This is a genomic window from Bacillus sp. WMMC1349, assembly GCF_013155385.1.
Classification (GTDB): domain Bacteria; phylum Bacillota; class Bacilli; order Bacillales; family Bacillaceae; genus Bacillus.
Map to the genome: position 1 here is coordinate 541,264 of NZ_JABJUQ010000007.1, position 13,737 is coordinate 555,000.

Genomic DNA, 13,737 nt, shown 5'->3' on the forward strand with positions numbered 1-13,737 from the left:
AAGTATCACCCTCACTTTTCTAATGGAAGGTGGGGGTATTGTTTTAAGGGGGAAGGTCATGTGCTCATATTAAAAGCAGAAGGGTGTAAAGCGACGCGAGATGAAAAGGTCATTTTCGAACACGTTCATTTAGATATAGAAGAAAAGCAGCGAGTCGCCATCATTGGCAGAAATGGTGTTGGCAAAACGACATTGCTCAAAGCACTAATAGGTAAGGAGACATTAGAAAAAGGTAGAATCATGAGACGGTATCCTGTGGACACCTGGGGATGGGTTGAACAAATGGATGATCCAGTAGATGTCACACTTTATGAATATGTTAGCTTCATTCGCCCTGAGCTGGCAGCTTGTCAAAAGAAAATTGATCAGTTGCAAAAAAAAATGTCAATTGCATCCAAGGAAGAACTGGATGACTTAATGGAGGAATATACGGCGTATTATGATCGCTATATGACAATGGACGGCTTTCAGTTTCAAACGGAAATTGAAAAACATCTTAGTCAATTACAGTTGCCTTCATCAAACTGGCACTTACCATATCATCAGCTTAGCGGTGGAGAAAAAACGAGAGCACAGTTAGCGAGAGTGATGCTCAAAAATCCAAAGTTTTTAATTTTAGATGAACCTACCAATCATTTGGACAAAGATGCAATCGAGTGGCTCACAAATTGGATTAAAACGATTGATATCCCCGTCTTGTTTGTTTCTCATGATCGACATTTTATTGATCAGGTAGCTGATGTCACATATGAGTTAACAGCAGAAGGAACCAAAAGGTATAAAGGGGGGTATTCAGCTTATAAAAAGCAAAAAGATCATGAAATCCTAACCCATCAAAAACTTTATGCCAAACAAGAACAAAAAAAGAAAGCGCTCTTAGAGTCGATTAACCGTTACAAACAGTGGTTTCAGCATGCCCAAAAGTCTGACAAGAATGATTCTGGTGCACAAAAAACCAACTTCTCATCAAGAGCAACAAAAAGTGCTTCACGATTTAAAGCACTTGAAAAAGCATTGGATCGTCTTGAAAAAAATAAAGTTGACAAGTACAAAGATGCAGATCGAGTGAAATTCAGTTTTCATGACACAACATTTGAAGCTTCCCGTCTTTTGCAAATACGCCATATGACATTTGGATATCATGATACACCACTCTTTAAGGCATTCAACTTAGATGTGAAGCGTTCTGATAGACTAGCTGTGATCGGTCCAAACGGCTCTGGGAAAACAACTTTGCTCCAGCTCATTTTAGGATTCAAACAGCCGGATCAAGGCACCATACAGCTGCACCCCAGATGTAATGTCGGGTATTTTTCACAAGAACTGAGTGATTTGGAAGAAAGCGAAACGATATTGGACCATATTATGAACATTCCTCATATGACCCAGACAGAGGCAAGAACAATACTTGGCTGTTTTCTTTTTAAAAGAGACGATGTCTTTAAAAGAATAGCTCATTTAAGTATGGGAGAAAAATGCAGAGTAGCCTTCGTGAAACTATATTTCTCAGGCGCCGATCTTCTCATTCTTGATGAACCAAATAATTATTTGGATATTGAGACGAGAGAGACGATTGAAGAGGCACTTCAAGAGTTCCCGAGGGCGATCATTGCCGTTTCACATGACGAATACTTCTTGAGAATCATCGCAAACCGGATGTTAGATTTAGGAAGTACAAGCCAAAGAGTATTTGAAGGTGCTTATGTTGATTATTTGAAGGCGAAAAAGGATCAAGAACTAAAATTAACTGTCGATATGCAAAACGAACTTTACTATTTGGAAAGCAAAAAACAGGATTACTTAGCTGATCGACCTGAGGATGAAGAGGAACAAAAGAAACTATTAACAAAAATACGTGATATTAATCAAAAAATCGACAACATTAAAAATCAAGCTAAAGATAAAAGATAGAAACAGCGATGATGCAGGCTGGCGCAGTGCAACGGAAACGAATAAAAAATCAAATAAGCCTGCTCATAGATTTAAAAAAAGACGCAGCGATGAAAAGTCTTTTACAACATGGATCAGGGGGAATTGCGAGACTCCTGCGGGAGTAAGGAACGGGCTCCGAGGAGGCTGGGATCGCCCGCGGAATGCGAGCAGATTCCCCAATTTTTATTGAGCTATTTTGATTTTCTTTATGGCTGAAAAGCTTGACAGATTCCTCCGCTAACAGATATTGTAGATATAAGATATCTTTAATGGTGGGGTCGAAGATGAAATATTCAAAAGCAACGAATTATGCACTGCATACCATGTTATATTTGGCAATTCATACACCAGAAAGGCATATAGGTGTTCATCAGCTTGCTGAGTACCAAAAAGTATCGACTACATATTTATCAAAAATATTGACGAAACTCGTTAAAGCTGGGATGGTCGAATCGATCTCAGGAGCAAATGGTGGTTATAAGCTGAAGCATAATTGGGAAACTGTTTCTTTTTTAGACATTATTCAGGCGATTGAAGGTCCGACCTCGATTTTTGATTATTGCATTCATCATGATCCTGAATGCTTGATTCAACAGGTGATAACTCATGCCGAAGAAAAGATGCTCAGTGAGCTGAGAGATCAAAAAATCGCTGATATTGCTAAAAAAATGAAAGTGGCTCAATAAAGCCGCTTTTATTTACTCCTCATCATAGATATTAAAGAGTTTTATTGTCTGTAATACTTTATTAAAGGGTGGATAAAAATGAATATGTTTGATTGTGTGATTGTTGGTGGAGGATCCGCAGGTTTAAGTGCGAGTTTAACCTTAGGAAGAGCAAGACGGAAAATTGCAGTATTTGACGATGGAACGAATCGAAATAGAGTGACTCAGCAGTCGCACGGATATTTAACGCAAGATGGAATAACACCTCAAGCATTTAAAGAAACTGGATTAAATGAATTGAAGAAATATCCATCTATATCTTACTTTCATTCGACAATTACAGAAATGAATGAATGTAGTGGAGAATATTTTATTGTTAAAACAAGTGACGGTCAGGAATTTTATGCAGAAAAACTAATGTTGACAACGGGAATTCAAGAGGAATTTTCTATTGCGAGTGTAAGAGAGTTTTATGGAAAAAGTCTATTTAGTTGCCCGTATTGTGATGGTTGGGAGTTAAGGGACCAACCGATCATTATTATAGCAGAGAAAGATGAGCATGTGATGCACATGGTCAAATTAGTTTATCATTGGACGAATGATCTGGCTGTCTTAACAAACGGAGTGGAACTTTCTAAAGAATGTGTTCAAAAGCTTCAAAGTCGAAATATTATCATAAAATCTGAGTATATAAAAAATCTGATCGGTCAGAATGGTAAACTACAAAAAATCGAGTTCGAGTCAGGAGAAATCATGATAAGATCAGGTGGGTTTGTTATTCCCGCTTATTATCGTCCACATCAATTTGTAGAGCAACTCGCCTGTCAAGTTGACAAAGATGGCACAGTTGTAACAGACGGTGCAGGTCGAACAACAACGAGAAACGTCTATATCGCCGGAGAAACTCAAAAACTGGGTGCCACTTCACTGATAATCGCTGCTGCTGACGGTCAAAAGGCTGCCTTTTCCGTCAATCATGATCTGGTGATGGAACGTTTTTAGTTACATGAGCAGATAGAGAAAAAGGGCTGTCCAGTAAGCCAATTTTTGGCTATTGGACGCCCTTTTCACGTTTTGTTCTAGAAATGACAAATTTAACGAACGTTATATTCTAAAAATCCTTTATTGATAATGATTCTACCGGAATTTGCAGCACTTACAAGTTTAAAGGAATATGAAGCATCTTTTTTTCTAAGAAGCTTCCAATCAAAAGAAACCCAACCTGAGGCATTTTTGAAAACAGCTTTACCAATATACGTTTTGTTATTAGCTGCATACATTCTTACTTCAAACTGTTTTGTTTTTTTATTTAATTGAAGTTTCATCTTTCCTGGTTTTTTAAATGCAGACCCTTTTTTTATCCAAATATAGTTATTAAAATAAGTTTTTCCAATTTGATATTTTAGCTTTTTAGTTGGTGTTGCAACTTTAGAAGTTCTAACAGCGATCAGTTTATTTTTTGCATTATAATATTCAACTCGAGTCACACTATTTACTTTTGAGGATTTAGCGCTAGCAGGAATTGAGGTTAAAGATGATAAACATAAAATGCTTAATAATAGGAAAGCTAAAATTTTTTTCATAAAGAGTCCCCCGTATGTATTTTTTTAACAAAGTCATTATACGCCACTTTTTCTTTGATTTCAATTTGTTTTTCATGCGTAGCGTTTAGGTGATGGAAATTCCCTTTTGTTGTAATTAGAGATTTTTAAATGGAGATTGTGACTTTTGACTCAGAAAAAATTAAGCTAGTTTTAATCGAACACTTGCTATTGAAATGCTAAATTAAAGTTGTAGGAGGGAATTTTAAAAATGGAATCTAATATTAAAACAAAAAAACCTTCTTTATTGGGCTTAATCGTAAATCCGGTAAAACAGTTCAATAGGATGAAAGAAAGACCAACTGTATGGCTGCCAATGTTAAGTGTTATGCTTTTATTAGGAGCGACAACTTATCTTATCAGTTCAAATGATAAAGTATCAATTTATTTAGAATTGCTGGTATTGTTAAGTAGTATTTTATATTTAGGATTGATAATTTTTATAAGTGCGTTGATTTTTTGGTTGATCACATCGATTGGAGGTAAGAAAACTAAGTTTGTCAGCATGTTTTCCTTATCCATTTTTGTCACATTTATCATCACAATTAGAAGTGCTCTGACAACTTTAATTTCTCATTTTACTGATCTTCATGTTTCTATCACATCTTTACAAGATGTTTTTTCGGTAGAACAACCTTATAAGAGTATGATAGGCTCATTTGATATTTTTATCATCTGGTCACTTGTTCTGCTTGCTATCGGTCTCCAAAAAGTCGGCGGAGTCACAAAGCGGACCGCATGGATCAGTGTTGCGATATTGTTTCTTCTGGTTTTTCTAGTTAATTTTATTGGTGGTTTGTTTATAGCATCGTTACATTTTTAAAGCAATGACATATAAAGCCGAATCAAAGGAGCAGTCAATGACCTGCTCCTTTCTCTAGGTGATTGGTATTTTTTACATCATTTTCACTCTTTTGTGACATAAAGATGATCATGAACAATATGAGCAAGGCTCCTAACCCTTGATACCAGCCAAAAGGAACCTTCAGCCATATAATAGATGATAATACAGCAGCGACAGGCTCTGTACATCCTAATAAACTTGTTTCTTTTGGAGAGATGTAGCGCAAACTTTCTATATAAAGATAAAAGGCAAGTAATGTTCCGAATACAATGACAAACATGGTTTGTGTCACGGTTGATAAGGTCCAGTTCGCCATATCTACTTTCCAGGGAGGAGTAAAAAAACTGATGCCAACTCCTCCAATAATCATTCCCCAGCCTACCACAATTTTGGAACCGAGCACTTTTATTAAAGGTGCTGAGTATAAGATATAAAAGGCTAGTGATAATCCAGAAAGCACTCCCCAGAAGACTGATGGACCTGAAACTGTTAATCCATCAATTTTTCCGTTCGTTAATAAAAGAAAAGTTCCTGTTAAAGCTAAAAAAATACTAATAAAATCAATGAATGTCGGGAAGCTTTTATATCGTAGTAATCCGTAGAAAACAATAAAGGCCGGAGCTAAATATTGCAATAAAGTTGCAATTGCAGCGTTCCCTTCATCTATTGAAGCAAAATATGTATACTGAACCCCAAGCATGCCTAAAATTCCAAAGACAATCAATTTTATTCGATATTTTTTATGTTTCCAGACTGTGAAAATCTCAGTTTTTTCTGATCCAAAAAAACCTAAAGTAATTAATAAAATACCGGAAACCAACAGCCTAATTGTGACAAGCCATGCCATAGACAGATTGTTTTCTTGGAATAAGTTTTGAGCAACCGTCCCTGACAACCCCCAGAAAGCTGCTCCGATCGTAACCATTAATAAACCTTTACTGCGATTGCTAATAGTCAAAATTAACCTCTCCCCCAAATGCCGTATATCACAACTTATTATATAACATAACAAACAGGTAAACCATAATTTTCATTATAAGGTTTTTTAAGGGGATAGAAAGTCATACAAATGACCTGCAATGAACAAGTGGAAGACATCTAAATTTTAGAGAAATGGTTGACCATAGTGGCTTCAAAGGGAGCAGATTATTTCAATTTATCACAATTAATTTGCTACAATTCATGACTATGTCTGTGCAAGCGATAAGGTTTTTTTATGTTGAATATGAAATGATAGTTATGGAACAATAGAACGGTTGTGAGCACTTTTATCTAAAATAAATTTTACCCTGCAGAGTAATAGAAAGTCTTTTTGTCTACAAAGTATTTAAAAATCCTTTTTTTAAAAAAATATCTAAAACACCATATTATTGCAATTTTATCAGAAATTGATTATAATCATTTTATCGTTTTTCCTGCCTGGTTTTTATAGTGTTATTGAAGATATATGCGGACAATATTTGAAAAAATCAAAAAATAATAATTAAGTTGAAAAAGAGGAGAGAAATGAACTTTGTTGGCAGCGATCATGAATGGAATGGTATTAGCCTTTGGGCTAATTATTCCGCTAGGTGCTCAAAACGTTTTTGTTTTTAATCAAGGGGCTTCACAACCGAAGTTTAAAAGAGCAATTCCGGTCGTCATTACAGCGTCGCTTTGTGATACTTTGCTTATCTTGTTAGCGGTATTAGGGGTTTCTTTAATTGTTTTAACACTTCCGGTTTTGAAAACGATTATATTTACGATTGGTCTTATTTTTTTAATCTATATGGGGTGGTCGATTTGGAAAAGTGATTCAGGAAACTTAAGTGAACAAGAGGCGGCTATGCCAATCAAAAAGCAGATTATGTTCGCCTTGTCGGTTTCTTTGCTGAATCCGCATGCAATCATTGATACGATAGGTGTCATAGGAACAAACTCTCTTCATTATGAAGGGATGGAAAAAACGGCGTTTACTTTGACTTGTATCATTGTGTCATGGATTTGGTTTTTAGGACTTTCATTAATGGGCCGTCTCATAGGTCATATTGATTCTGATGGAAATTTCTTAAGAATCATTAATAAGATTTCTGCTCTTATCATTTGGGGTGTAGCAGTTTATATCTCAATACAACTCATCCAATCATTTTAGTTTAAGAAAAAAAGATAGATTTCTTTCCAGTATGTCCAGATTTTGCACCGAGAATTCACTTTATATGCTATTATAAGTAAGAAGTTCGTTCTCGGTATTAAGGCAAATTGTTTAGTTCAGCTTTATTAATAATGAAACTGAGCAAACAATCATACATAGCTTTACATACCTTAACACTCTCACGACAGAGAGTGTTGTTTTATATTTTTATATAAAGGTATAAAAAAATAGATTGATCAACTGTGGAATGATTAGGATAATAATTATAGGTTGGATTTAAGAACGGCATATTTTAAAATTTTTGTAACAAAAAGCCTTCCTCCTTGCGTCTATTTACTGAAGAGTTAGTGAGAGGGAGCATGAGCACCTGCAAACGAGAATATCTGCGAAGTATTACTGGAGGAATACCATGTTACATGAAACACGACACCATCGCTACATACCGGGATTAGACGGTATTCGGGGTTTTGCCGTTTTGGCGGTTATAGCTTACCACCTTAATTTTAGTTTTGCTGCTGGAGGCTTTATTGGGGTAGATATCTTTTTTGTGTTATCAGGTTATCTGATTACATCTATTATACTACCGGCATATGGGAATGATATTCAAATAGATTTTCGCGATTTTTGGCTGCGACGAATTCGACGGTTACTGCCAGCGGTCTTTTTGATGATGATTACGACTGTTATATGGGTCGTGTTATGGAACCGTGAACTAATGTTTATGGTGCGTGGTGATGCGCTTTCAGCTCTTTTATATTTTAGTAATTGGCGATTTATTTTTCATAACTTATCATATTTCGATAGTTTTGGTACACCATCACCTTTAAAAAATCTTTGGTCTTTGTCGATTGAAGAACAATTCTACGTGGTATGGCCCATCATGCTGTTGGCAGGAATGTACATATTTAAAAAAAGAACTCGGCTCGCTTTGGCGGTCTTCTTATTGGCACTGTTCTCGGCTATTTTAATGAGTGTGCTGTATACCCCTGGCGAAGATCCGAGCCGTGTCTATTACGGAACAGATACTCGCTCTTTTGAATTGTTAATTGGGTGTACTTTAGCTCTTGTATGGCCGATGAAAAGACTTTCTTCCGAAAATTTAACAGATGGATTGAAATATGCATTGCGTGGAACAGAATTTAGCGCTTTTATATTATTGCTACTCGCTATTTATTTTATTGATGAGTTTGATCCATTCCTTTATTATGGTGGAATGCTTTTAATCAGCCTTTTTGCGGCTGTTTTTATCGCCTGTGTATGTCATCCGAGCAGCTTGTTGGGACAACTGCTCTCTTGGAAACCTATCCAGTGGGTCGGAACAAGATCATACGGAATTTATCTTTGGCATTACCCTGTTATCGTGTTGGGTACGCCTGTTCATGAAATTGGAAATCCTGTTTATTGGCATGATCTGCTTAAGGTAGCATTAACTCTGGTTTTGGCTGAGCTTTCCTATCGCTTTGTTGAAAAACCCATTCGAGAGGACGGATTTAAACCATTTTTCCAGAAAGTTTTTCTCAACAACATTGTGGAATGGAAAACGTCTTCTCTCATTAATAGGATGTCAATTGGATTGACTTTTGCTGCAATTATCATTTTTGCTGGCGGTATGTCCGGAATAGCTGATGAAAAAAGAAAGCCTCATGTCATGTACACTGAGTCCGTACAAGAGGCAAGTAAAACTTCTGACCAGTCGGTCGATCAAAGTCATGAAAAGAAAAAGAAAACAGACGAAGAAACCAAAAATCAAGTTTCAAACCATTCTAAGAAAGAAGTTTTAGCTATCGGAGATTCCGTTATGCTTGATATCACTCCAACTCTTCGCAAACAATTTTCTAATATCACGATCGACGGAAAAGTCGGGAGGCAATTATCCCAGGCACTTCAATTAACATCTCAATATGAATCGTTTAATCAGTCTGGCAAATACATCGTTATTGAACTAGGAACCAATGGATATTTTACAAAGGATCAAATGGACACGTTACTTAACTCATTCTCAAAAGCCAATATTTATCTAGTCAACACACGTGTGCCGCGGCAGTGGGAAAGTAAAGTAAACGAATTGTTACGCCAACAAGCTGACAGTCGTCCAAATGTGACATTGATTGACTGGCATAATGAAGCTCTGCATCATCCTGAATATTTCGCTTCTGATGGGGTGCACTTAGTTCGTGAAGGAGCAGAGGCGTTAACGGCACTTATTGTGAAAACCATAAAATAATGCTTTCTAAGAAGGGGCAGCCCATTAAGTCGATTTTTGACTATTGGCTGCTCTTTTTTCGTTTAACAGATTTACTCTTTCGGACAGCTCCATATGGTTTAAAAAATAAGGGCAAACCTGACTTCCCTCATCTATTGAACCTCTTTTTTCGTATGATGACCTCTTTAAACATTACAATAAAGTAATAATAATATAATCAAAATATGATAAAAAATAAAAAGTTACACAAATTTGATTAATGGTGAAATGTTATAAAAACATGTTGACTCAAAAGGTTTTTAAAACTATGATAAAGTCAGACATCACAAAAATATAACAAACAAATACCAATGATATAACAAAAACGTATCTAATAACTTCTATTTTGAAAGCGTTTTCTACATAATTGTGATGTTTGTGCAGCTTTTCTTTTTTCGGATTAGATAATTGTAAGAAGGGGGATTTTAAAATGAATTGATGCTATTCCTGAACTAACCATCTTCTACTAATGTTTCGAGACATACCGATTTAAAGTGAAGGCGGGGGAGAATAATATGAACAGGGAAAACAAAAGTCATTTTTACGTACTATTATTTTAGTATCGACTTTCGGGGGGCTTCTCTTTGGTTATGATACTGGGGTGATTAACGGTGCATTACCTTATATGGCAGAAAGGGATCAGCTTAATCTCAACGCATTTACAGAAGGTCTTGTCACAAGCATACTTCTTTTAGGAGCGGCCTTAGGAGCGGTATTAGGAGGGAGGTTCTCGGATTATATTGGTCGCCGCAAAAACATAATCATTCTTGCTGTGCTATTCTTTTTTGCTACACTTGGATGTTCTTTTGCTCCTAATGTCACTGCAATGGTCATTTCTCGTTTTTTTCTGGGATTTGCTGTAGGAGGCGCATCTGTAACAGTACCAACTTACTTGGCAGAAATGTCTCCATCAGAAAGCAGGGGGCGAATCGTTACCCAAAATGAATTGATGATTGTATCCGGACAACTACTGGCGTTTACTTTCAATGCCATCCTTGGCACAACAATGGGTGACATTTCTCATGTTTGGCGTTATATGCTGGTAATCGCCGCAGTTCCAGCCTTATTTTTATTCTTCGGTATGTTAAAAGTGCCTGAAAGTCCACGTTGGCTAGTTTCAAAAGATAAAAATGCAGATGCTTTAGGCGTTCTTAAAAAAATTCGAGAAGAAAAACATGCCCACTTAGAATTTAAGGAGATAGAAGATGCTGTTTTGAAAGAGTCTAGAATGAAACAAGCGCCATATAGAGAACTTACTGTACCCTGGGTGCGCCGAATTGTATTTCTTGGAATTGGAATTGCGGTTGTGCAACAGATTACCGGTGTGAATTCCATTATGTATTATGGTACAGAAATTCTTAAAAGCGCAGGGTTTGAGACAAAAGCGGCGTTAATTGGCAATATTGCCAACGGTGTTATTTCAGTATTGGCGACGTTTGTAGGGATTTGGCTACTTGGTAAGGTTGGGCGGCGTCCCATGCTATTGACTGGTTTGATTGGAACGACAACAGCCTTGCTTTTAATTGGAATCTTTTCAACATTACTTCAAGGTTCGGTAGCTCTTCCTTATGTTGTGCTCTCCTTAACCGTAACATTTTTAACATTCCAACAAGGGGCGATTTCGCCGGTTACATGGCTGATGCTTTCAGAAATATTCCCACTGCGTTTGCGCGGGCTTGGTATGGGGGTTACTGTATTTTGTTTGTGGATCGCCAATTTCTTTGTTGGTTTCACATTCCCAATACTACTTGAGAAAATTGGGTTGTCTTTAACATTCTACATTTTCGTTGGTCTGGGGCTTGCTTCGATTACATTTGTGAAAATCTTTCTTCCGGAAACGAAGGGGCTTACTCTCGAGCAACTCGAACATAATTTCCGCAATTATAAGACAAAACATTTAGAGAATGATCCAAGTGCAAAAACAAGCGGATAAACAACTTCTTTCTATATAAAGGAGCAGTGGGAGGTGGTAGCTTAGACTGCCAAAGGTCATCGCATTGGCAGTCTAAGTACTTCCTGTCTTTCTTTTACCCTTTATAAATGATAAAATTTTAATAGGCTCTATTCTTTCTATAAAATAAACCGTATCATTTATTTCCGATGGAGATTATAAAAAGTGAGAGAAGGGTTAACAATAAAACTAGACAAGTGGGGATGCAAGTTACTGAAATGAATGGGGAGTAAAATTATATTTTTTTAAAAAAACTGTTGACTGTCGAATTCATGTCATGGTATATTATTATTCGTCGCTGATAATAACAGCGGAATCATGAAGGATTTACAAATGCTCTAAAAAGTGTATAATGAATAAAGTCAAATGTGCTAAAAAAACTTTTTGAAAACTGTTGACTTTAAATGCTTTTCATAGTATTATAGTTAAGTCGCCTGATAATGAAGCGCCCGTAGCTCAATTGGATAGAGCGTTTGACTACGGATCAAAAGGTTAGGGGTTCGACTCCTCTCGGGCGCGCCATCATATTTATTAAGCGGGTGTAGTTTAGTGGTAAAACCTCAGCCTTCCAAGCTGATGTCGTGAGTTCGATTCTCATCACCCGCTCCAATTTAACCGAATGATCTTTGAAAACTAAACAAGACAAAACGTACCTGTTAATTCAAGTAATAAAAAAGCACATTTAGTGCAAGTCAGGGCAGATGTCGTCACAAGTGACGAACTTAATCTGCGCTCCATTTTATGGAGAGTTTGATCCTGGCTCAGGACGAACGCTGGCGGCGTGCCTAATACATGCAAGTCGAGCGGACCATAGGGAGCTTGCTCCCGAAAGGTTAGCGGCGGACGGGTGAGTAACACGTGGGTAACCTGCCTGTAAGACTGGGATAACTCCGGGAAACCGGGGCTAATACCGGATGCTTGATTGAACCGCATGGTTCAATCATAAAAGGTGGCTTCGGCTACCACTTACAGATGGACCCGCGGCGCATTAGCTAGTTGGTGAGGTAACGGCTCACCAAGGCAACGATGCGTAGCCGACCTGAGAGGGTGATCGGCCACACTGGAACTGAGACACGGCCCAGACTCCTACGGGAGGCAGCAGTAGGGAATCTTCCGCAATGGACGAAAGTCTGACGGAGCAACGCCGCGTGAGTGATGAAGGTTTTCGGATCGTAAAACTCTGTTGTTAGGGAAGAACAAGTACCGTTCGAATAGGGCGGTACCTTGACGGTACCTAACCAGAAAGCCACGGCTAACTACGTGCCAGCAGCCGCGGTAATACGTAGGTGGCAAGCGTTGTCCGGAATTATTGGGCGTAAAGCGCGCGCAGGCGGTTCTTTAAGTCTGATGTGAAAGCCCCCGGCTCAACCGGGGAGGGTCATTGGAAACTGGGGAACTTGAGTGCAGAAGAGGAGAGTGGAATTCCACGTGTAGCGGTGAAATGCGTAGAGATGTGGAGGAACACCAGTGGCGAAGGCGACTCTCTGGTCTGTAACTGACGCTGAGGCGCGAAAGCGTGGGGAGCGAACAGGATTAGATACCCTGGTAGTCCACGCCGTAAACGATGAGTGCTAAGTGTTAGAGGGTTTCCGCCCTTTAGTGCTGCAGCAAACGCATTAAGCACTCCGCCTGGGGAGTACGGTCGCAAGACTGAAACTCAAAGGAATTGACGGGGGCCCGCACAAGCGGTGGAGCATGTGGTTTAATTCGAAGCAACGCGAAGAACCTTACCAGGTCTTGACATCCTCTGACAACCCTAGAGATAGGGCGTCCCCTTCGGGGGCAGAGTGACAGGTGGTGCATGGTTGTCGTCAGCTCGTGTCGTGAGATGTTGGGTTAAGTCCCGCAACGAGCGCAACCCTTGATCTTAGTTGCCAGCATTCAGTTGGGCACTCTAAGGTGACTGCCGGTGACAAACCGGAGGAAGGTGGGGATGACGTCAAATCATCATGCCCCTTATGACCTGGGCTACACACGTGCTACAATGGACAGAACAAAGGGCTGCGAAGCCGCAAGGCTAAGCCAATCCCACAAATCTGTTCTCAGTTCGGATCGCAGTCTGCAACTCGACTGCGTGAAGCTGGAATCGCTAGTAATCGCGGATCAGCATGCCGCGGTGAATACGTTCCCGGGCCTTGTACACACCGCCCGTCACACCACGAGAGTTTGTAACACCCGAAGTCGGTGAGGTAACCTTTTGGAGCCAGCCGCCGAAGGTGGGACAGATGATTGGGGTGAAGTCGTAACAAGGTAGCCGTATCGGAAGGTGCGGCTGGATCACCTCCTTTCTAAGGATATATACGGAATGTAAGACCTCTCGGTCTTATCAGACAGGTACGTTTCAGATCTTGTTTAGTTTTGAAGGATCATT

General features: G+C 38.7%; 8 protein-coding genes, 2 tRNA genes, 1 rRNA gene and 1 pseudogene. 10 read left to right on the forward strand and 2 right to left on the reverse strand.

Annotated features, from left to right (window positions below):
- Positions 1-60: 60 nt before the first annotated feature.
- From abc-f to HOO54_RS05240, 3 genes are all read left to right on the forward strand, one after another.
- Positions 61-1,911 carry a ribosomal protection-like ABC-F family protein gene (gene abc-f, locus HOO54_RS05230; RefSeq protein ID WP_172293127.1) on the forward strand — a complete coding sequence of 617 codons (1,851 nt, stop codon included), beginning with the start codon at positions 61-63 and terminating at the stop codon, positions 1,909-1,911.
- Between the two features lie 305 nt (positions 1,912-2,216).
- The gene (locus HOO54_RS05235; RefSeq protein WP_172293129.1) at positions 2,217-2,618 is read left to right on the forward strand and encodes an Rrf2 family transcriptional regulator; all 402 of its coding nucleotides are present in this window, start codon (positions 2,217-2,219) and stop codon (positions 2,616-2,618) included.
- Positions 2,619-2,696: 78 nt separating this feature from the next.
- On the forward strand, positions 2,697-3,599 hold the full coding sequence (locus HOO54_RS05240) for an NAD(P)/FAD-dependent oxidoreductase (RefSeq protein WP_172293131.1): 903 nt from the start codon (positions 2,697-2,699) through the stop codon (positions 3,597-3,599).
- 92 nt (positions 3,600-3,691) lie between these two features.
- On the opposite strand, the gene HOO54_RS05245 is transcribed toward HOO54_RS05240, so the two are convergent.
- Entirely contained in the window at positions 3,692-4,180 is a 489-nt protein-coding gene (locus HOO54_RS05245) for a hypothetical protein (protein WP_172293133.1), read from the reverse strand.
- A gap of 229 nt (positions 4,181-4,409) precedes the next feature.
- On the opposite strand from HOO54_RS05245, the gene yknW reads away from it, so the two are divergent.
- Positions 4,410-5,021, forward strand: a complete 612-nt coding sequence (gene yknW, locus HOO54_RS05250; RefSeq protein WP_172293135.1) for a YknW family membrane protein — start codon at positions 4,410-4,412, stop codon at positions 5,019-5,021.
- A gap of 34 nt (positions 5,022-5,055) precedes the next feature.
- Here the strand turns inward: yknW and HOO54_RS05255 are convergent, their stop codons facing one another.
- On the reverse strand, positions 5,056-5,967 hold the full coding sequence (locus HOO54_RS05255; RefSeq protein ID WP_172299362.1) for an EamA family transporter: 912 nt from the start codon (positions 5,965-5,967) through the stop codon (positions 5,056-5,058).
- Positions 5,968-6,555: 588 nt separating this feature from the next.
- On the opposite strand from HOO54_RS05255, the gene HOO54_RS05260 reads away from it, so the two are divergent.
- The 6 genes and pseudogenes from HOO54_RS05260 to HOO54_RS05285 all read left to right on the forward strand — a co-directional run bounded on the left by HOO54_RS05260 (position 6,556) and on the right by HOO54_RS05285 (position 13,654).
- Entirely contained in the window at positions 6,556-7,173 is a 618-nt protein-coding gene (locus tag HOO54_RS05260) for a LysE/ArgO family amino acid transporter (protein ID WP_172293137.1), read from the forward strand.
- 409 nt (positions 7,174-7,582) lie between these two features.
- Positions 7,583-9,397 carry an acyltransferase family protein gene (locus tag HOO54_RS05265; RefSeq protein ID WP_172293139.1) on the forward strand — a complete coding sequence of 605 codons (1,815 nt, stop codon included), beginning with the start codon at positions 7,583-7,585 and terminating at the stop codon, positions 9,395-9,397.
- 535 nt (positions 9,398-9,932) lie between these two features.
- Positions 9,933-11,348, forward strand: a pseudogene (locus tag HOO54_RS05270) (sugar porter family MFS transporter); the annotation flags it as partial.
- Between the two features lie 463 nt (positions 11,349-11,811).
- Positions 11,812-11,888, forward strand: a tRNA-Arg gene (locus HOO54_RS05275).
- A gap of 13 nt (positions 11,889-11,901) precedes the next feature.
- A tRNA-Gly gene (locus tag HOO54_RS05280) sits at positions 11,902-11,975 on the forward strand.
- Positions 11,976-12,104: 129 nt separating this feature from the next.
- Positions 12,105-13,654, forward strand: a 16S ribosomal RNA gene (locus HOO54_RS05285).
- Positions 13,655-13,737: the final 83 nt, after the last annotated feature.

What these genes read in the sequence shown, in the direction of transcription:
- HOO54_RS05235 (WP_172293129.1), top strand. Translation starts at nt 2,217, where the DNA reads ATGAAATATTCAAAAGCAACGAATTATGCACTGCATACCATGTTATAT.
- HOO54_RS05240 (WP_172293131.1), top strand. Translation starts at nt 2,697, where the DNA reads ATGAATATGTTTGATTGTGTGATTGTTGGTGGAGGATCCGCAGGTTTA.
- HOO54_RS05245 (WP_172293133.1), bottom strand. Translation starts at nt 4,180, where the DNA reads ATGAAAAAAATTTTAGCTTTCCTATTATTAAGCATTTTATGTTTATCA.
- yknW (WP_172293135.1), top strand. Translation starts at nt 4,410, where the DNA reads ATGGAATCTAATATTAAAACAAAAAAACCTTCTTTATTGGGCTTAATC.
- HOO54_RS05255 (WP_172299362.1), bottom strand. Translation starts at nt 5,967, where the DNA reads ATGGTTACGATCGGAGCAGCTTTCTGGGGGTTGTCAGGGACGGTTGCT.
- HOO54_RS05265 (WP_172293139.1), top strand. Translation starts at nt 7,583, where the DNA reads ATGTTACATGAAACACGACACCATCGCTACATACCGGGATTAGACGGT.